The sequence below is a fragment of the Micromonospora endolithica genome, assembly GCF_003626595.1.
Lineage (GTDB): Bacteria > Actinomycetota > Actinomycetes > Mycobacteriales > Micromonosporaceae > Micromonospora > Micromonospora endolithica.
This window is the reverse complement of record NZ_RBAK01000023.1, coordinates 13,813-32,994: the sequence shown is the minus strand read 5'-3', so window position 1 is coordinate 32,994 and position 19,182 is coordinate 13,813. Positions and strand designations below refer to the sequence as shown.

At 73.9% G+C, this 19,182-nt stretch carries 19 protein-coding genes; 11 read left to right on the top strand and 8 right to left on the bottom strand.

Translation table 11 applies throughout. The features are described 5' to 3' along the window. The first annotated feature begins 1 nt into the window (after position 1). The gene (locus D7223_RS31645) at positions 2-487 is read left to right on the top strand and encodes a hypothetical protein (protein ID WP_238162314.1); all 486 of its coding nucleotides are present in this window, start codon (positions 2-4) and stop codon (positions 485-487) included. A gap of 432 nt (positions 488-919) precedes the next feature. On the opposite strand, the gene D7223_RS31640 is transcribed toward D7223_RS31645, so the two are convergent. After that, the gene (locus tag D7223_RS31640) at positions 920-1,561 is read right to left on the bottom strand and encodes an HD domain-containing protein (RefSeq protein WP_238162313.1); all 642 of its coding nucleotides are present in this window, start codon (positions 1,559-1,561) and stop codon (positions 920-922) included. Between the two features lie 166 nt (positions 1,562-1,727). Here D7223_RS31640 and D7223_RS31635 point away from each other — a divergent pair, with 166 nt between their 5' ends. From D7223_RS31635 to ahcY, 8 genes are all read left to right on the top strand, one after another. After that, on the top strand, positions 1,728-2,390 hold the full coding sequence (locus D7223_RS31635; RefSeq protein ID WP_202864729.1) for an endonuclease V: 663 nt from the start codon (positions 1,728-1,730) through the stop codon (positions 2,388-2,390). 182 nt (positions 2,391-2,572) lie between these two features. Then, positions 2,573-3,949 carry a hypothetical protein gene (locus D7223_RS31630; RefSeq protein WP_238162312.1) on the top strand — a complete coding sequence of 459 codons (1,377 nt, stop codon included), beginning with the start codon at positions 2,573-2,575 and terminating at the stop codon, positions 3,947-3,949. 69 nt (positions 3,950-4,018) lie between these two features. Further along, positions 4,019-5,404 carry a phosphomannomutase/phosphoglucomutase gene (locus D7223_RS31625; RefSeq protein WP_120733239.1) on the top strand — a complete coding sequence of 462 codons (1,386 nt, stop codon included), beginning with the start codon at positions 4,019-4,021 and terminating at the stop codon, positions 5,402-5,404. 63 nt (positions 5,405-5,467) lie between these two features. Further along, a complete protein-coding gene (locus tag D7223_RS31620; RefSeq protein WP_120733237.1) occupies positions 5,468-5,653 on the top strand; it encodes a Trm112 family protein in 186 nt (61 codons plus the stop codon). After that, positions 5,650-6,846: an SIS domain-containing protein gene (locus D7223_RS31615; RefSeq protein WP_120733235.1), complete on the top strand. Its 1,197-nt coding sequence runs from the start codon at positions 5,650-5,652 to the stop codon at positions 6,844-6,846. Before D7223_RS31620 ends, D7223_RS31615 begins: the two co-directional genes overlap by 4 nt. Next, complete coding sequence (locus D7223_RS31610) at positions 6,843-7,838, top strand: cation diffusion facilitator family transporter (protein ID WP_120733233.1); 996 nt, start codon at positions 6,843-6,845, stop codon at positions 7,836-7,838. The genes D7223_RS31615 and D7223_RS31610 overlap by 4 nt, the downstream gene beginning before the upstream one ends. 3 nt (positions 7,839-7,841) lie before the next feature. Continuing rightward, a complete protein-coding gene (gene manA, locus D7223_RS31605) occupies positions 7,842-8,999 on the top strand; it encodes a mannose-6-phosphate isomerase, class I (protein WP_120733231.1) in 1,158 nt (385 codons plus the stop codon). A 301-nt stretch (positions 9,000-9,300) separates the two neighbouring features. Next, complete coding sequence (ahcY, locus tag D7223_RS31600) at positions 9,301-10,791, top strand: adenosylhomocysteinase (RefSeq protein ID WP_120733229.1); 1,491 nt, start codon at positions 9,301-9,303, stop codon at positions 10,789-10,791. 83 nt (positions 10,792-10,874) lie between these two features. Here the strand turns inward: ahcY and D7223_RS33135 are convergent, their stop codons facing one another. Both D7223_RS33135 and D7223_RS31595 read right to left on the bottom strand, forming a co-directional pair. After that, positions 10,875-11,030, bottom strand: coding sequence for a hypothetical protein (locus tag D7223_RS33135; protein ID WP_186832271.1), 156 nt, complete (start codon positions 11,028-11,030; stop codon positions 10,875-10,877). Continuing rightward, positions 11,027-12,055: an RDD family protein gene (locus tag D7223_RS31595; RefSeq protein WP_238162311.1), complete on the bottom strand. Its 1,029-nt coding sequence runs from the start codon at positions 12,053-12,055 to the stop codon at positions 11,027-11,029. Before D7223_RS31595 ends, D7223_RS33135 begins: the two co-directional genes overlap by 4 nt. A gap of 16 nt (positions 12,056-12,071) precedes the next feature. On the opposite strand from D7223_RS31595, the gene D7223_RS31590 reads away from it, so the two are divergent. Then, entirely contained in the window at positions 12,072-13,064 is a 993-nt protein-coding gene (locus D7223_RS31590; RefSeq protein ID WP_238162310.1) for a stage II sporulation protein M, read from the top strand. On the opposite strand, the gene D7223_RS31585 is transcribed toward D7223_RS31590, so the two are convergent. From D7223_RS31585 to D7223_RS31565, 5 genes are read right to left on the bottom strand one after another with little or no spacing between them, the layout of a single operon-like run. Next, positions 13,042-14,403: a DUF58 domain-containing protein gene (locus D7223_RS31585; protein ID WP_120733225.1), complete on the bottom strand. Its 1,362-nt coding sequence runs from the start codon at positions 14,401-14,403 to the stop codon at positions 13,042-13,044. The two genes, D7223_RS31590 and D7223_RS31585, sit on opposite strands and share 23 nt — an antisense overlap. After that, positions 14,400-15,392 carry an AAA family ATPase gene (locus D7223_RS31580; protein WP_120733272.1) on the bottom strand — a complete coding sequence of 331 codons (993 nt, stop codon included), beginning with the start codon at positions 15,390-15,392 and terminating at the stop codon, positions 14,400-14,402. Before D7223_RS31580 ends, D7223_RS31585 begins: the two co-directional genes overlap by 4 nt. Positions 15,393-15,403: 11 nt before the next feature. Next, on the bottom strand, positions 15,404-16,846 hold the full coding sequence (locus D7223_RS31575; protein WP_120733223.1) for a DUF4350 domain-containing protein: 1,443 nt from the start codon (positions 16,844-16,846) through the stop codon (positions 15,404-15,406). Continuing rightward, complete coding sequence (locus D7223_RS31570; RefSeq protein ID WP_120733221.1) at positions 16,843-17,433, bottom strand: DUF4129 domain-containing protein; 591 nt, start codon at positions 17,431-17,433, stop codon at positions 16,843-16,845. The genes D7223_RS31575 and D7223_RS31570 overlap by 4 nt, the downstream gene beginning before the upstream one ends. After that, on the bottom strand, positions 17,430-18,272 hold the full coding sequence (locus tag D7223_RS31565; RefSeq protein WP_120733219.1) for a hypothetical protein: 843 nt from the start codon (positions 18,270-18,272) through the stop codon (positions 17,430-17,432). The genes D7223_RS31570 and D7223_RS31565 overlap by 4 nt, the downstream gene beginning before the upstream one ends. A gap of 218 nt (positions 18,273-18,490) precedes the next feature. Here D7223_RS31565 and mtrA point away from each other — a divergent pair, with 218 nt between their 5' ends. Then, the gene (gene mtrA, locus D7223_RS31560; RefSeq protein WP_120733217.1) at positions 18,491-19,180 is read left to right on the top strand and encodes an MtrAB system response regulator MtrA; all 690 of its coding nucleotides are present in this window, start codon (positions 18,491-18,493) and stop codon (positions 19,178-19,180) included. Positions 19,181-19,182 lie beyond the last annotated feature (2 nt).

Below are 19,182 nucleotides of genomic sequence, written 5' to 3'. Positions count from 1 at the left end.
GGTGAGCGACGATCGGGCTCTGACGCTGCCGAAGTTCTTCAGCTACTACAAAAATCCTGTCAAGCTGGTTTCCGCCGCAGGTGGCGAAATCAGGGCTTGGCGCCTGTGCCGCACAACCGGAGGTTGGGAGTCGGCCGATGATCTCATCGACGAGATCCTGCTCGCCGTGGGCGGCGAGGTTAGTTCGCTAAGCCGTGAGGATTTCGTCCAGTGGGTGGAGCATGACCGCGCAGAGCACGTCCAAGGCGAAGGATCGGTCTTCGCACTCTACGAGACGATCGGGGCCATCCTGGACGTGGCGGAGGGGCAGCGCCGGGGATTGACCTCGATGGAGCAGGCGCTCGTCGTCGGGCTGAGACGGAAGACATTCGTCATGTTCGAGGAAGCGCTGCTGGCCGCCGGTGACACCGCCGCGGATCCGTCCCTCGGCCGAGACGTCCCCGGAGACGGGCCTGAGCAGCGTGGAGCGGGACATAGGGGACCATGAGACGAACATTGCGCGCCTGATTCCCAGACGCGCGTACGACGAACTGCATCGGTACGGGCTCGTTCTGGCAACCCCACCTGGCTGGGTCCCGCACCGCCCGGCCGGCGCCGACTCACCGGATACTCGGGCGGCACGATTCGCCGACGCAACATGTCTCTCTGACATAATTATTTCTCGCTGACATAACGCATTCGCGTCTGGTTGGTTCGAAGCGGGCCAGCACTTCCGACGGGCACGGTAACTGACTGGGAGCGGGCGGACTCCCGATCAGGTTGACCGGCGAAGTGGGGCCGGTCCTGAACGAACTGCGGCGTGCCCTGGGATTGAGCGGCTCAGGACGATTGACGGACGGCTGGGACGAACTCTTCGGAGAGCGACGTCGTGAGGTCGATGGCGGGACCGCGACGGTCGAACTCTGGCGTGGCCTGGTCCTCAGGACACCCGCTGACCGTATTCGGCGGCCAGCGGGTCGAGGCGTGGCTCGCCGAACTTCTCCACCAGCGCGTCGAACCTGGTCACCTTGTCCTCCCCGAAGCGCCTTACCCGACCCCGGTACGTGGTAGCCGTCAGGAACACCGGTGGGTTCGTCTTGCTGTGGAACTTGTCGGCGTACATGACGAGACGCTCCTCGTCGGTTTCGGCGAGGTAGTCGTCGACCGGTATCGGCAGGCCCTGCCGCAGCACGTCCTCGCGGCTCAATCCCATCCCCGTGTGGTGGGAGCAGAACCGTCGGATCCGCTCGGGCACACCCTGCTCGATCAGCAACTGGTGGCCGAGCACGCCGTGCTGGACATAGTTGCCGTGGTCGAGCACACCAGACGGGCCGTACAGGAGGTAGACGCCGATGTCGTGCAGGAGGCAGCCGGCCCGGACGAGGTCGGTGTCGAGGTCGTGATCCCGTTCGTGGAGAAGCTGTTCGGCGATTCTCCAGACGATCTGACAGTGAGTGTGGACGAGATCGAAGGCGTCCTGACTGGGTGCGTACGTCTCGTGCAGGGTGCGTATCTCACCGTCGGTCGGGATGCCGTCGAGACGCTCGACCGGTAGGGCGGGGCGCGGCGGGTGAACGGACACGGCCTCCCCTGCGGGTGTCGACCGGGGCTGGGCGATCGCCACTCTAAACGCGCGACCGCTCGAAACGCGCGCCGAGTCGTACCATCGCCGGGTGGTGGAGCCGGACGGGCAGGACCGGTGCGGCCGGGCGGGTGGCGGACGACGGCCGGAGTGGGTGAGCGCGTCGGTGCGTACCGTCGCCGAGGCGTTGGCCGTGCAGGAGCAGCTACGACCGCTGGTGGACCTGGTTGGTCCGGGACCGGACGCGCCGGCGACGGTGGCCGGCCTCGACGTCGCGTACGCCGAGGAGGGTGACCGGCTGGCCGCGGCCGTGACCGTGCTCGACACCCGGACCCTCGCGGTGGTCGATTCGGCGGTCGTGGTGGGCCGGCCGGCGTTCGGGTACGTGCCGGGCCTGTTCGCCTTCCGGGAACTGCCCGCCCTGCTCGACGCGCTGGGCGGGTTGCGGACGCTGCCGGAGTTGCTGGTGTGCGACGGTCACGGTCTGGCCCACCCGCGGCGGTTCGGGCTGGCGTGTCACCTGGGCGTGGTGACCGGGCTGCCGGCGATCGGGGTGGGTAAGACGCCGCTGGTGGGTGATTGGGCATCGCCGGGGCGGGAGCGCGGCGCGTGGTCGCCGCTGTCGGACGGTGGTGAGGTCGTGGGTCGGGTGCTGCGCACCCGCGACGGGGTCAAGCCGGTCTTCGTCAGCGTCGGTCACCGGGTGAGCCTGGCGAACGCGACCGCCCAGGTGTTGGCGTTGACGCCGCGGTTCCGGTTGCCGGAGACCACCCGTACCGCCGATCGGCTCTGCCGCGACGCGCTCGCCGCCGGCACGTCGCGGAGCTGAGGCCGGCGGACCCGCGGCCGGTGCGCCCCCGCGTGGGGGAGCTGGCTACGGAGGCCGGCGAGAGGGGTGGCGGGGGTGCGGTCGGGGTAATCCCCGGCACATCCGGAGCGTTCGATGACCAGGGCACTACGCGCGGTGGTAGTAGCCTGACCGGCGGACCCCCGACGGGGGAGAACGGTGAGGTGATCATGGTACGGCGGCACGCGGCGCGATTCGCGGCGGTCTGCGCGTTGCTGGGTGGCTCGGTCGCCTTCGGCGCGTCCCCGGCGCTCGCCGCCGACGACTCCGTCCGGGTACGCGCGGCCGGCAGCTTCACCGCCGGTGGCTCCCCGCAGGGTGTCTCGGTGGAGGTCCGCAAGCGCACCGACGGGTGCGTGCTGCTGCGTACCGCCCTGTCTCTGCGGCTGGACGGCCTCCGTGCCGATCAGGTCGACGTGCAGGTCAACTACGGTGGTCGCTGGTTCCCGGTGCCGGTGTCCGGTGGCGGTGGCGGTGCCGCCACGGCGGCCACCTCGCCGTCGAACCCGCGCCTGTGCAAGGGCAAGGGCGTCACCATCCGTTACCGGCTCGCCTTCGCGGCCACCGCCCCCGACGGCCGGCTGGCCGTCGGGGGCGAGGCCACCAGCGCCGCCGGGCAGACGCTGGGCCGGGGCAGCGACGCCTCGCGCGTCCGGGGCACCCGACCGTCGGCCTCCCCGACACCGTCGAAGAAGCCGTCGCCCACGCCGAGTGCGGTGACCGCCGGACCGGCGACCGCCGACCAGGAGACGCCGGTGGCCGCCCTGGCCGAGCCGGCGGGCGGAGCCACCCGGAACGTCGCCCAGGAGTCGTCCGGCGGCTCGCCGATCCTGTTCTTCGGCCTCGCCATGGTCGCCGTCGGGATCGTGCTCATCGTGCTGCTCGTACGCCGCTTCCGGGAGGACCGCAAGGGGAGCGCCGGGGCGGCCGGCGACCCCGGCGTCGACGGCTGGGGGTCCGCGCCGGGCCCGGCCGGCGGACCGGTCCAGCCCGGCGGGGTGTACGGCGGGCCGCAGCCACCCGCCCGACCCGCCGTGTACGGGGGCGCACGCCCGGCGGGCGGGGTCTACGGTGCGCGTGCGGACGCCCCGGCCGAGCCCACCCAGGCGATGCCCCGTCCCGGCGCCGGCACGCCCCCGCCGCGCACGTACGGCACCCCACCGGCCGTGCCTCCGGTGCCCGGCCAGTACGGCTCCCCGGTGTCGGCGCCGCCGGCCTCCGGTCGGCCCCCGGCACCGGGCCGGTACGGGGTGCCGGTGCCCCCGGCGTCCGGTCCACCCCCGGTGCCCGGCCAGTACGGCTCCCCGGTGTCCGCGCCCCCGGCGTCCGGCCAGTACGGCTCACCCGTGTCGGCGCCCCCGGCGTCCGGCCGGCCGCCGGTGCCCGGTCAGTACGGCTCACCGGTCTCGGCGCCGCCGGTGGACGGGTCCGCGCGGCCCGATCCGGGGGCGGCACCGCCCGGCCCGGGGCGGCCCGCAGCGCCGCCGGAGTCGACCGGCGAGAGCGATCACACCGTCTTCATGCCCCGGCCTCCCGGCTGAGCCGGGAGGGCCGGTCCCGCTCCGATACGCTCAGGTCGTTGACGACCTGCGGCGCAAGGAGCGAAACCGGTGTCTGATCTGTCCCAGATCGTGAAGGCTTACGACGTCCGTGGGACGGTGCCGGACCAGTGGGACGAGCGGGTGGCCGAGGCACTCGGGGTCGCGTTCACCCAGGTGCTGAACGACTCCGGTGAGCCCGGCGAGGCGGTGCTGATCGCGCACGACATGCGCGCCACCGGTCCCGCGCTGGCCGCCGCCTTCGCCGCCGGGGTGCGCGCCGAGGGCCGTACGGTCATCGAGCTGGGCCTGGCCTCGACCGACATGCTCTACTACGCCTCCGGGTCGCTCGACCTGCCCGGCGCGATGTTCACCGCCAGCCACAACCCGGCGCAGTACAACGGCATCAAGATGTGCCGCTCCGGTGCCCGCCCGATCGGGCAGGACAGTGGCCTGGCCGAGATCCGCGAACGGGCACAGGCGCTGCTGGACTCGGGCGCGGCCCGCCCGGCCGGCGAGCCCGGCGCCCCGGCCGAGCGGCGTGACCTGCGCGCCGACTACGCGGGCTACCTGCGCAAGCTGGTCGACCTCTCCGGCATCCGTCCGCTGAAGGTGGTGGTCGACGCCGGCAACGGCATGGGCGGCTACACGGTGCCGACCGTGCTGGGTGACGCCGCCCTGGCGGCCCTGCCACTGGAGATCGTCCCGCTCTACTTCGAGCTGGACGGCACCTTCCCCAACCACGAGGCCAACCCGCTGGACCCGAAGAACCTGGTCGACCTCCAGCGTGCGGTACTCGAACACGGCGCGGAGATCGGGCTCGCCTTCGACGGCGACGCCGACCGGTGCTTCGTGGTGGACGAGCGGGGCGAGCCGGTGTCCCCGTCGGCGATCACCGCCCTGGTGGCCGCCCGCGAGTTGGCCAAGCACCCCGGCTCGACGGTCATCCACGGGCTGATCACCTCCCGTGCGGTCCCGGAGATCATCCAGGAGCGCGGCGGGAACCCGGTGGTGGCCCGGGTCGGGCACTCGTTCATCAAGGCCGAAATGGCCCGTACGAACGCCATCTTCGGCGGCGAGCACTCCGCCCACTACTACTTCCGGGACTTCTGGTTCGCCGACACCGGCATGCTCGCCGCGATGCACACCCTGGCCGCGCTGGGTGAGCAGTCGCTGCCGCTGTCCGTGTTGGCCGCCGAGTACGAGCGGTACGTCGCCTCCGGTGAAATCAACTCGACGGTGGCCGACCAGGCCGCGAAGGTCGCCGAGGTGCGCGCCGCGTACCCGGAGGCCGAGGTGGACGAGATGGACGGGCTGACCCTGCGCTTCTCCGATGGCGCGTGGTTCAACCTCCGCGCCTCCAACACCGAGCCGCTGCTGCGGCTGAACGTGGAGGCGCCGACCCGGGAGCGGATGATCTCGCTCCGCGGCGAGGTGCTGGAACGGGTTCGCCGATAAGATCGCCTGCGCCCGGTCGGCACCGCCGGCCGGTGATACCGCAAACGTGGAAGGAGCCGCGCCGTGGCCCTGGACCCGCAGTTGCTGGAGATCCTCGCCTGCCCGGACACGCACCACGCCCCACTGGACTACGACGCACCGGCGCAGACGCTGACCTGCACCGAGTGCGGTCGTGTCTTCGAGGTCCGTGACGACGTGCCGGTGCTGCTGCTGGACGAGGCCCGTCCGGGCCCGGCGGAGCGGTCGTGATCGACGGTACGGCCGGTGTGAGCGGTCGCCGCGACCCCGACGAGGCGCTGCTGGACAACCCGGACGCGCTGGCCGAGCACGACCCGGGCGGGATGCTGCGGCACACCGCCTCGGCCGGGGCGCAGGTCCGTGAGTCGGCCGCGCTGGCCGCCGAGGCGAACCTGGGGGTGCTGGCCGACGACGGGCGACCCCGTGCGGTCGTCATCGCCGGGATCGGCACTGCCGGGCGCACCGGTGACGTACTGGCCACGGTGGCCGGCCCGCGCTGCCCGGTGCCGGTCATCCCGCACCGCAGCGCCGGCGTTCCCGGCTGGGTCGGTGCCGCCGACGTGGTCATCGCGGTCAGCGCGTCCGGCCGTAGCCCCGAGGCGCTCGGCGCCGCCGAGGCCGCGCACCGCCGGGGAGCACGGCTGGTCGCCGTCGGTGCCCCCGACTCACAGTTACAGGCGGCGGCCGAACGGGCCAGGGCGCCGTTCGTCCCGGTTCCCCGGCGCGCACCGGCCCGGGCCAGCCTGTGGGCGCTCACCGTGCCGGTTCTGCTCGCCGCCCGTACGCTCGGCCTGGTGAAGGTGAACGAGGCGGATCTGGCGGAGACGGCGGCGCGTCTCGACGCGGACGCCGACCGCTGCCGTCCCACCGCCGAGTCCTTCGTCAACCCGGCGAAGTCGCTCGCGATCGGCCTGGCGGGCTCGGTGCCGATCGTCTGGGGTTCGTCCCCGCTGGCCACCGTCGCGGCCCGCCGTTTCGGCGACACCCTGTCGGCCAACTCCCGCTACCCGGTGGTGTCCGGGGCGCTCGGCGAGGCCGGCCGGGGACGCGTCGGTCTGCTCGACGGCGTATTCGGTGGCCTGGTCGAGGGGGAGCGGGACATCTTCGCCGACCCCGACGAGGAGCGGCCCACCGGCACCCGGCTGCGGCTGGTGCTGCTGCGTGACGGCGGTCTGAACGCGGAGGACGACACCGACGAGCCGCTCGCCGTCGAGGAGCGCCGCGCGGACGCGGTGCAGACCCTCGCCGAGCGGCGCGGGGTGCGGTGCGACGTGGTGACCGCCGAGGGCGGGTCGGCCCTGGAGCGGCTGGCCTCCCTGATCGCCGTACCGGACTTCGCCTCGATCTACCTCGCGCTCGCACACGGCCTGGACCCGATGGCGGTCCCGGCGATCACGGAGATGAAGGAGCTGGCAAACCAGTGAGCGCTAACGGCGGGACCAAGGCGATCATCGCCGCCCTGCTGGCCAACGTCGGCATCGCCATCACGAAGTTCATCGCGTACCTGCTGACGGGCTCTTCGTCGATGCTGGCCGAGTCGATCCACTCGGTGGCCGACTCCGGCAACCAGGGCCTGCTACTGCTCGGTGGCAAGCGGGCCAAGCGGGCGGCGACGCCGCAGCACCCCTTCGGCTACGGCCGGGAGCGGTACATCTACGCGTTCATCGTATCCATCGTGCTGTTCACCGTCGGTGGCCTGTTCGCGCTCTACGAGGCGTACCACAAGTGGTCGCACAAGGAGGGCATCACCGAGTGGCAGTGGGTGCCGGTCACCGTGCTGGTGGTGGCCATCGTCATGGAGTCGTTCTCGTTGCGCACGGCGGTGAAGGAGTCGAACCTCGTCCGGGGCAACCAGTCGTGGGTGAGGTTCGTGCGCCGGGCCAAGGCGCCCGAGCTGCCGGTGGTGCTGCTGGAGGACATCGGGGCGCTGCTCGGTCTGGTCTTCGCGCTCTTCGGGGTCACCATGACGCTGATCACCGGCAACGGCCGGTGGGACGCCGCCGGCACCGCGATGATCGGTGTCCTGCTGGTCGTCATCGCGATCGTCCTCGCCATCGAGACCAAGAGCCTGCTGCTGGGCGAGGGTGCCGAGACGCACGACGTGGCGGAGATCGAGAAGGCCGTCACGAACGGCCCTGAGGTCGAGCGGATCATCCACATGAAGACGCTCTACCTCGGCCCCGAGGAGCTGATGGTGGCCGCGAAGATCGGCGTGCCGAGGTGTGAGAGCGCCGAGGAACTGGCGCAGGGCATCAACGCCGTCGAGGCCCGCATCCGCGCCGCCGTGCCGGCTGCCCGGGTGATTTACCTGGAGCCGGACATCTATCGCGCCGACGCCGCCGAGCGGGGTGGCAACGGAAGCGCCGCGACCGGTCAGCCCACCCCGGACGAGGTGGCCGGGCGGCCCGGGAGCTGATTCGTGGAACCGTTGTACGGACCGGTCCGGAACTACGCCTGGGGGTCCCGCTCGGCCATCGCCGAGTTGCAGGGCCGCCCGGTGCCCAGTGACGAGCCGGAGGCCGAACTGTGGCTGGGCGCCCACCCGGGCGCCCCGGCCACCGTCGACCGTGACGGCGGCCGGGTGACGCTGACCGACCTGCTGCTCGCCGAGCCGGGACACTGGCTCGGCGAGCAGCTCGTCGGCCGGTTCGGCATCCGGCTGCCGTTCCTGCTCAAGGTGCTCGCGGCCGACGCGCCGTTGAGCCTTCAGGCCCATCCGGACGCGGAGCAGGCCCGCGCCGGGCACGCCGCCGACTCCGACCGGCCGCACGCCGAACGCAACTACGTCGACCCGCACCACAAGCCGGAACTGCTGGTGGCGCTGGAGTCGATGGAGGCGCTCTGCGGCTTCCGTGACCCGCGGCGGTCGGCGGAGGTGCTCGCCGCGTTCGGCGTACCGGCGTTGGAACCGGTGCTGGCCGCGTTGCGTGCCGGGCCGGCGGGCCTGCGTGACGCCGTACGCCTGCTGCTGAGCTGGCCCGCCGCGGAGCGCGCCGGGCTGGTGCGGGCCGTCGCGTCGGCGCCGGTCGCCGGGCCGGACGCGGAGCTGGCGCGGGAGCTGGCCGCCGGCTACCCCGCCGATCCGGGTGTGCTGGTGGCGTTGCTGCTCAACCGGGTGCGGCTGGCCCGGGGAGAGGCGATCTGGATGCCCGCCGGCAACCTGCACGCCTACCTGCGGGGCACCGGTGTGGAGATCATGGCGGCCAGTGACAACGTGCTGCGCGGTGGGCTGACACCCAAACGGGTCGACGTGGACGAGCTGCTGCGGGTGCTGCGTTTCGAGGTGCTCCACGACCCGGTGGTGCGGTCCCGTCCGGTGGCGCCGGGGGTGGTCTGCTGGCCGGTGCCGGTGGACGACTTCGCGCTGCACCGGGTGACCGTCGACGCCGACCGGCCCGAGGTGGCGCTGTCGCTGCCCGGCCCCCGGGTGGTGCTCTGCTGCACCGGTGCCGTCACCGTCGACGACGGTGCCGGCGCGGTGGCACTGGTTCCCGGGCACGCCGCGGTCGGTGCCGCCGCCGGCGGAACGCTGCGCGTCACCGGCGCCGGTGAGGCGTACGTAGCCACCTGCGGCTAGTCGACGGCCCCCGGCACCGGGACTCGCCGGACCGGGACGTCTGTGGCAAGTCGGACTTTCCCGAAACGGCTTGACGCGGGGTTGACGCAGTGTGAGTCTGTGAGTGCGCAGCGTTATCGCGACGATGGTCCGAGAACGCGCGGGGAACCAAACCGGGGGGATGCACGGGGCGGCGGCTGGTGGACGGGGATTCCGTCCGGCACCGACCGCCCCGTGCGCTGTCCGCGCACCGGACATCCGTCCGTCGGCGCGCGAGCGTATGGTGAATGGTCGCGCAGCACATCGTCCGACAGGAGCTTCCATGACCAGCACCCTCCCGGCGTCCGCCGGCGGCGGCACCCGGCCGAGCACCCTCGCCGAGGGCGACTACAAGGTGGCGGATCTGTCGCTCGCCGAGTTCGGCCGCAAGGAGATCCGGCTCGCCGAGCACGAGATGCCCGGACTGATGGCGATCCGACGTGAGTTCGCCGAAGCCCAGCCCCTCGCCGGTGCGCGGATCACCGGTTCACTGCACATGACCATCCAGACCGCCGTGCTGATCGAGACCCTGGTCGCGCTGGGCGCGCAGGTGCGGTGGGCGTCCTGCAACATCTTCTCCACCCAGGACCACGCCGCCGCGGCGGTCGTGGTCGGCCCGGACGGCACCCCCGACGCCCCGTCCGGTGTGCCGGTCTACGCCTGGAAGGGCGAGAGCCTCGCGGAATACTGGTGGTGCACCGAGCGGGTGCTCGACTGGCCCGACGGGCAGGGCCCGAACATGATCCTCGACGACGGCGGTGACGCCACCCTGCTCGTGCACAAGGGCGTCGAGTTCGAGAAGGCCGGCGTGGTGCCCCCGGTCGAGTCCGCCGACTCCGAGGAGTACGCGGTCATCCTGGGCGTCCTGCAGCGCTCCCTGGCCGAGGACGGCCAGCGCTGGACCCGGATCGCCTCGACCATCAAGGGGGTGACCGAGGAGACCACCACCGGCGTGCACCGGCTCTACGAGATGCACCGTGCCGGCACCCTGCTCTTCCCGGCCATCAATGTCAACGACTCGGTGACGAAGAGCAAGTTCGACAACAAGTACGGCTGCCGGCACTCGCTGATCGACGGCATCAACCGGGCCACCGACGTGCTGATCGGCGGCAAGATGGCCGTCGTGCTCGGCTACGGCGACGTGGGCAAGGGCTGCGCGGAGTCACTGCGCGGCCAGGGTGCCCGGGTGGTGGTGACCGAGGTCGACCCGATCTGCGCGCTCCAGGCGGCGATGGACGGCTACCAGGTCGCCACCCTGGACGACGTGGTCTCCACGGCCGACATCTTCATCACCGCGACCGGCTGCTTCGACGTCATCACCAACGAGCACATGGCCAAGATGAAGCACCAGGCCATCGTGGGCAACATCGGCCACTTCGACAACGAGATCGACATGGCCGGCCTGGCCAAGCGGTCGGACGTGACCCGGGAGAACATCAAGCCGCAGGTCGACCTGTGGAAGTTCGACGACGGCCACGCCATCATCGTGCTCTCCGAGGGCCGTCTGCTGAACCTGGGCAACGCCACCGGCCACCCCAGCTTCGTGATGTCCAACAGCTTCGCCAACCAGACGATCGCGCAGATCGAGCTTTACACCAAGACCGACGAGTACCCGACCGGCGTCTACGTGCTGCCCAAGCACCTGGACGAGAAGGTCGCCCGGCTGCACCTGGGCGCCCTCGGTGCCAAGCTGACCGAACTGACCAAGGAGCAGGCCGCCTACCTCGGCGTCGACGTGCAGGGTCCGTTCAAGCCGGAGCACTACCGCTACTGATCCGTACGACACGTGTCGGGCCGTCGCTGGTGACAGCGGCGGCCCGACACGTCTCCGGAACCGGTCGCTCCCGGGCGCGGCGGTCAGTTCGGGTCGCGGCGGCGGCGGGGCCGGATCCAGGTCCAGACGCACCAGGCGAGCCAGGCCAGCGAGACCGCCGTGGCCAGCGTGCGCAGGCGCAGCGCGCTGAGCAGCAGCACCACGGCGAGCACGGCCAGCCAGGGCCCGAATCCCCTCATCCGGGCCGCCCGGGACGCAACGGCGGGAGGTCCGGTGCCGCACCGCGCGCCGCCGGTGGCGCGGCCAGTTTCGTTCCGGCGGTCGGGGTTGTCCCGGCGGGTGCTGTCGGCCGGTCGGCGGACGCCGCGACGGTCGTGGCCGGACCGGCGGGAGCGGTCGGGCCGGGGGTCAGCTCCGGCCAGAGGGCGGCGGCGACCGCGCGTCCGCGGCCCAGCCGGTGCCGGTCCCGGCGATGGCGTTCACCGAGGACCGCGGCCAGGTAGACCGTCTCGGACATGCCGGCCGGGGGCGGCGGCGCGACCACCGCCGCGACCTCGGCCCAGAGGCCGTACGCCAGCCGGCTCCGCGCGGGTTCCGCGAAATGGTGAACCCGGGCCAGGTACTGCCGCGCGGCCAGCGCCAGGCCGTCGTCCAGCCGGGTCAGATCGGCGGTGTACGCCCAACGGGCCAGCGCCGGCACGGCGGTGGGGATCGGTCGCCACGGCGTCGCGGTCCGGGTGTGCACCACGAGGGTGCCCGCCACCAGGTCACCGAGGCGCCGGCCCCGCCGGTCGCTGAGCATGACGGTCACCCCGGCGGCCCAACTCAGCAACGGCAGCACCAGTCCCGGCCACTCCACCGCGACCCCGACCAGGGCCCGGGTCAACGACTGCCGTACGCCGACCGGCGCGCCGTCCGCGCTGACCACCCGCAGCCCGACGGCCATCTTGCCCACCGTCCGGCCGTCGTTGAACCGCTCGCAGAGCACCGGGTAGCCGACCAGCACCGCCACCAGGCCCACGGTGCCCAACCCGCCGGCCAGCGCGCCGTCGACGGCGCCGGCGGGCAGCACCGCGAACACCCCGCCGACCAGCGTGGCCAGTGCGACGGCGATCAGCACCTGCACCGGGACGTCGACGAGCAGCGCGAGGACCCGGGACCCGATCCGGGCGGACCGCACGTCGAGTTCGACGGCCTCCCCGCTGACCAGCCCGGCGTCGCCCCACGCGGCGGGACGGGCGGGCGGACGCGGTGGTGTGCTCACCCGGACAGTGAACACTATGATCCTCCGGACGGGGGTGGCGGTGGATCTCGACGCGTACGTCGCGGAGCACGGCGGGGAGTGGCGACGGCTGGAGGAGCTGACCGGCCGCTCCCGGCTCGACGCCGACGAGGTCGACGAGCTGGTCGCCCTCTACCAGCGGGCCACCACCCAGCTCTCGGTGTTGCGCAGCCGGCACCCTGACCCGGCCCTGCTCGGCCAGCTCTCCCAGATGGTGCTGCGGGCCCGGGCCCGGCTCACCGGTCGTCCGCGCCCGTCCTGGTCGGCCCTCGGGCGGTTCGTCACCGCCGGGTTCCCCGGGGCCGTCTACCGGGCCTGGCCGTGGTGGTGCGGCGTGGCGACCGCGTTCACCCTGCTCAGCTTCTTCCTCATCGGCTATGTGGCCGGCAACCCGGACACCGCGTCCGCGCTGATCGGCGAGCAGGCGGCGGCGGAACTGGTGGAGTCCGGCTTCGCCGGCTACTACACCGAGTTCGCGGCGCCGACGTTCGCCTTCCACCTCTGGACGCACAACGCCTGGCTGGCCGCCCAGTGCCTGGCCGCCGGGGTCCTGATCGTGCCGGTGCTCTACCTGCTGTGGCAGAACGCGCTCAACATCGGCGTGGTGGGCGGGGTGATGGTGGCCTACGGCCGGGCCGACGTGTTCTTCGGCCTGATCACCCCGCACGGCCTGTTGGAGCTGACCGGGGTCTTCGTGGCCGCCGGGGTCGGCCTGCGGACCGGCTGGGCGTGGATCGCGCCGCCTCCGGACCTGAGCCGGGGCCAGGCGGTGGCCCGGGCGGGACGCGAGGGCGTCCTGGTCGCGGTGGGCCTGGTCGGGCTGTTCGCCGTCGCCGCCGGCATCGAGGCGTTCGTCACCCCGGCGCCCGTCCCGGTCCCGCTCCGGGTGGCCGTCGGTGCCGCCGTGTGGCTCGCCTTCGGGGCGTACGTGGTGGTCCTGGGCCGCCGTGCCACCCACGTTCCGCCGGTCAGAGGCGGCCCTGGGACTTGAGCCGGAGGTAGGTGTCGGCGACGGCGGGGGCGAGGTGACCGGCGGGGGCGTCGACGACCGTCACGCCGTGCCGGGCCAGCGCCGCCCGCACCCGGTCCCGTTCGGCCAGCGCCCGCCACGCCGCCGCCGCCGCGTACGCGTCCCGCGGGTGTTCCGGAGTGGCCGTGGTGAGGGCGGCGAGCACCGGGTCGTGGCTGGCCGCGACCACCACCGTGTGCCGGGCGGCGAGCCGGGGCAGCACCGGGAGCAGTCCCTCGCCCAGCGCGCCCGCCTCCAGCGCGGTGAACAGCACCACCAGGCTGCGGTGCTGCCGGCGGCGCAGCAACTCGGCGGCGATCAGGTCGAAGTCGGTCTCCACCAGCGACGGTTGCAGCGGGGCGAGGGCGTGCGCGAGCCGGGCGAGCAGCCCAGGCCGCCCGGCGCCGGCTCCAGGTCGTGGCGCGGCGGCAGACGCGCCGAGCTGGAGTTGTCGTGAGGTGACCGAGGCCCGGACGGCGGTGTCGGCGGCGAGCAGGTCGACCCGGTCCCCGGCGCGGGCGGCGAGGGCGGTCAGCAGGAGCGCGGCGTCGATCGCGGTGTCCAGCCGGGGCTCGTCGCCGACGCGTACCGCGGAGGTGCGGCCGGTGTCCAGCACGCACACCAGCCGCCGGTCCCGCTCCGGCCGCCACGTCCGCACCAGCACGTCGGCGCGGCGGGCGCTGGCCCGCCAGTCGATCGAACGTACGTCGTCGCCGACCACGTACTCGCGCAACGCGTCGAACTCGGTGCCCTGGCCGCGTCCACGGGTCACCTGGGTGCCGTCGATGACGCGCAACCGGGACAGCTTCTCCGGCAGGTGCCGGCGGGAGTCGAACCGGGGCAGCACCCGCAGCGTCCACGGCGGTGTCGCCGGCCGGCCGGAGCGCTGCCGGAACGCCAGCCCCAGCGGGCCGACGGAGCGAACCGTCAGCGTGGTCGCCGGGCGGTCGCCCCGACGCAGCGGCGTCAGGCGGGTGGTCAGCGACACCGTTCCGCCCGGCTCGATCCGGACCAGGCGGGACGGCGGCACGTCGGGTCGGGCGCCGGCCGAGGGCACCCAGGCGTCCCGGACCCGGGCGCGCAGCGTACGGCCGGTGGGGTTGTGCAGCAGCAGCGCGACGGTGGCCGAGTCGCCGAGCCGGACCGCGCGGTCCCCCTCGCGGACGGCGGTGAGCGCGCCCGGCGGCACGGCCAGCGCCCGGTCGAGCGCGGCGAGCAACAGCACCGCGCCGGCCATCACCAGCAGGCCGGCGAACGGCGACGGCCAGAGCGGCAGGGTGACCCCGCCGGCCAGCAGCAGCGCCGCCGCCCGCCAGGTCATCGCGGGGTCGGCACGGTGGCCAGCACCGTGTCCAGCACCGCGTCGACGGTGACGCCCTCCAGTTCCATCTCCGGGCGCAGGCGCAGGCGGTGCCGCAGCGTCGGCCGGGCCACCGCCTTGACGTCGTCCGGCAGCACGTGGTCGCGGCCCGCCAGCCAGGCCCACGCCTTGGCCGTGCCGAGCAGCGCCGTGGCGCCCCGGGGTGACGCGCCCAGCTCCAGGGCGGGGGTTTCCCGGGTCGCCCGGCACAGGTCCACGATGTAACCGAGGAGCGGCTCGGCCAGGTAGACGCGGCCGACCGCGTCCCGCGCCGCGGCCAGGTCCGCGGCGTCCGCCACCGGCCGTACGCCGGCCGCGGCCAGGTCCCGGGGGTCGAAGCCGGCGTGGTGCGCCCGGAGTACGCCCAGCTCCTCCTCCCGGGTCGGCATCGGCACGGTCAGCTTGAGCAGGAACCGGTCGAGCTGCGCCTCGGGCAGCGGGTAGGTGCCCTCGTACTCGATCGGGTTCTGGGTGGCGGCCACGATGAACACCTCGGGCAGCGGTCGCCGCTCGCCCTCCACCGAGACCTGCCGTTCCTCCATCACCTCCAGCAGCGCCGACTGGGTCTTCGGCGGGGTGCGGTTGATCTCGTCGGCGAGCAGCAGGTTGGTGAAGACCGGGCCCTCGCGGAAGGTGAACGCGGCGGTGTGCGGGTCGAAGATCAGCGAACCGGTGACGTCGCCGGGCATCAGGTCCGGGGTGAACTGGATCCGCTTGGAGCCCAGGTCCAGCGCGGTGGCCACGGTGCGGATCAGTAGCGTCTTCGCCACGCCCGGCACGCCCTCCAGCAGCACGTGCCCCCGGCAGAGCAGGGCGATCAGCAGGCCGGTGACGACGCCGTCCTGCCCGACGACCGCCTTGGCCACCTCCGCGCGCAGGCGCTCGAGGGCGGCGCGGGGGTCGTCCGGGGCGAGAGCCGTCGGCTCGGCGGTTCCGGCGGGTCGAGTCACCGGGGTCTCCTTCACGGTCGGTGCGGGTGCGCGGCGTCGGACGGCGGGAACGGCCCGCCGGGGTGCGGGGCCACCGTACGGGCGGTCCGGTCCAGGGAGCGGGCCAGCTCCAGCAGCCTCTGGTCGGATTCGGGCGGGGGACCGTACAGCAGGTCGTCGGTCCGCTGCGGGCCGTCGCCGGTACGGGCGGCGACCGCCACGACGACCTCGTTCCGGTGCGCGTCCGCCGGCAGGTTGAGCCGGGGGAGCAGCCGGGTCAGGGTGGCGGCGCGCAGCGTACGGGCGGCGGTGTCCCGGGCGCCGGCCCGCTGGTAGAGGTGGGCCCGGCCGAGCACCGTCTCCGCCGCCGGGACGCTGACCGGCAGCGGTTCGACCGAGGGCGGGCCGAGGCGGCGGGCCCGCCAGACGGCGGCGAGCAGCGCGGCCAGGAGGAGCTGGAGCAGCAGCGCCCAGAACCAGCCGGGGAACGCGTTCCACAGCGGATTCGGTGGGTCGCCACCGTCGGCGGAGCCGTCGTCCCGCCCGGAGCCGTCTCCGTCGCCGGAGCCGTCCCCGGGTTGCCCGTCGCCGGGCCGGCCGCCCGGGCCATTCCCGTCCCCGTAGCCGTCCCCGTAGCCGTCGCCCGGTGGGCCGTCGCCGGGCTGGTCGTCTCCGGGTGGGGCGGGCCGGTCCGCCGGGCCGTCGCCCCTCGGCGGGCGGGCCGGGTATGTCGGTGCCGGTGCCGGCCCGTCCAGGTCCAGCCACACCACCCGGCCGGTACCGCCGAGCAGAGCCGTGGCGAACGCGCGGTTGTCCCACTCGTCGATCCGGGCGTTCCGGAACGGGTCGCTGCCGCCCGCCAGCACGGTGTCCCGGGTGCTGCCCAGGCGTACCAGGTGGTCGGCGAAGCAGAAGTCGGCGTCCCCCCACCGCTCGGCTGTCAGGGCCCACCGCTGGAGGCCGACGGCGACCTGTCCGACCCCGGCCAGCTCGGGCAGGGGGCAGGGCAGGCCGCGGGCCTCGGGCCGGACGGCCCGGGCGGCCCAGCGACGCTCGGCCGGGGCGACGGACAGCCCGGCGGAGAGCAGCACCCGCCGGGGCGGGTCGACCAGCACCAGCCGGGTCCGGTCGGGCAGGGCGCGCAACGCCGGCACCGTGCGGGGGTGCAGCAGGTCCGGGGCCGGCACGAACAGCGTCACCGGCCCGCTCCGGGTGGCCGCGACCGCCCGCTGGGTGTCCGTCTCCCGTTGCACGGTGACGCCGCGTGCGCGCAGCGCCTCGGCCAGCCGGCTGCCCCCGTCCGGGCCGTCCGACACCGGGGAGAGGAACCCGCCGTCGGGATCGGGTTGGTCGACGGCGTGGGTGACCAGGGTGGTGACGAGGAGCAGCGCGGCCAGGCCGAGCGGCAGCAGGATCCGGTGGCGGCGCCGCCGGGGACGGGCTGCGGTACCGGGAGCGGATGCGGTGGCGGTCACGGTCCCTCCCCGTCCAGCAGCCGGCGCAGGTCCTCGGCGTGCTCCCGCATCCGCCGGTCGTGCTCGGCGGTGGCCGTGCGGTGGGCGTACCACAGCTCGGAGAAGATCGCGCCGGCGGCGCCCAGGGGCGGCTCCACCGGCGGGCGGCTCCGGGCGGCGGCGGCGACCAGTTCGACCACCGTCATGCCCGGTTCGTGGGTCACCACCCGGCGGGCGACCAGCTCGCGCACCATCGCCCGGAGCCGTTCCCGGACCGCCTCGGCGTAGCGACCCTGCCCGGCGAGCCGGTCCGCGAGGGAGACGTCCGCGGTCATCGCGGGCTCCGCCTCGGGCTCCCGGGGCGACGGTACGACCGCGGCGTCGCCGGTCCGGGCGGGCCGTCGGGATCGGCGCGGCCGTCGCAGTCGGGGCCGCCGCAGTCGGGGCAGCCGCAGTCGGGGCAGCCGGCGCGGCACCCAGGCCGGGAACGTGTACCAGCCGGCGGCGACGAGCACCGCCCCGAGCACCAGCAGCAGCGTCGCCAGCGGAAGCGGCAGCCGGTCGCCCAGGCTGGCCGTCGTCTCGGTCCACCACCGGCTGAAGCTCACCGGTCGACCCCCAGCACCGCGTGCTCCGGGATGCCCGGACGGGCCCGGGACAGCCGGATGTCCAGCCCCTCGCCGCGCATCCGCGTCTCCAGGTGCAGAACCGCGTCCAGGCAGGCCAGTGCCGGGTACGCGACGGCGTTCACGGCCGCCCAGAGCGCCAGCGACAGCCGGACGGCCCAGTCATCGTCGAGCAGACCCACCGATTCGAGCCCGAGGTACGCGCCGGTGCCGAGGCCGACCCGGACGATCCACCAGACCAGATAGCCGAGGAGCCGGAGCCCGCCGGCCCGGCCGCCGCCGCGCAGCGCCAGGGTGGCCGAGCGGGGCAGCGCCCGGTAGCCGGTGACCCGGTCCACCACCAGGGCCGACGCGACGCCGCCGAGCAGGGCGAAGCCGATCAGCCAGAACGGCCCGAGCAGCGCCGCGGCGACCATCACCAGGGCGACCGGTCCCGCGGTCAGCGCGGTGGCCGCCCAGCGGGCACCGGACGGACGCAGCAGCTCGCGGGCGCCGGCCCGGCGGCCGGCCAGGGCGGCCGCGGCGGCGCGGGCGGCGGGATTGCCGAGCAGCAGGATGATCACCGCCTCGGCGGCGGCGCCGACGGCCAGCAGCAGCCAGAACGGGCCGAAGTCGTGGAAGCCGAGGATCCACGTCGGGGGCCGCGTGTCGGCCGCCGCGCGCAGCGGGTGCAGCAGCACCTGCTCGCCGACGGCCAGCACCAGGCCGAGCGGGAGCAGTACCGCGACGTGGTCACGCAGCAGCAGGACGGCCGAGTCGAGCACCTCGCCGACGGTGAGGGGGCGCCGCGGGAGCACGGCGGTCGAGCCGGCGTCGGGCACGCGTACTCCTCGGGCGGTGGACGGACGGGTGCCGGGCGGCGGTGGCGCGCGGCTCCGCAGGCAGGGATCATGGTTACACGCGCGGTCCCGATCGGGTGGACCGCACGCCGGCCGGACGGCGTCCTACGCCGCCCTGCTGTGCGACGGCGGCCGACGGCAGTACCGTGCCGGGTGACGCCGATCCCACGCCAACGGAACGGGGATGGACAATTAACCCCATGAGAGCCCGGGTACTGGTGGTCGACGACGACCCCGCGCTCGCCGAGATGCTCGGCATCGTCCTGCGCAGCGAGGGCTTCCTGCCCTCGTTCGTCGCCGACGGGGAACGGGCCCTGGCCGCGTTCCGCGAGAACCGGCCGGACATCGTGCTGCTCGACCTCATGCTGCCCGGCATGAGCGGCATCGACGTGGCGCGGTCGATCCGGACCGAGTCCGGCGTGCCCATCGTCATGCTGACCGCGAAGAGCGACACCGTCGACGTGGTCCTCGGCCTGGAGTCCGGTGCCGACGACTACGTGGTCAAGCCGTTCAAGCCCAAGGAACTGGTGGCCCGGATGCGGGCGCGGCTGCGCCGGGGCGAGGACGTCGCCCCGGAGATGCTGACCATCGGCCCGCCCGACAACCAGATCACCATCGACGTGCCGGCGCACACCGTCAGCCGCAACGGCGAGGAGGTGAAGCTGACGCCGCTGGAGTTCGACCTGCTGGTCGCGCTCGCCCGCAAGCCGCGTCAGGTCTTCACCCGTGAGGTGCTGCTGGAGCAGGTCTGGGGCTACCGGCACGCGGCCGACACGCGGCTGGTGAACGTGCACGTGCAGCGGCTCCGCGCCAAGATCGAACCGGATCCGGAGCGGCCGGAAATCATCCTGACCGTGCGGGGCGTGGGCTACAAGGCGGGTACCGGATAGCC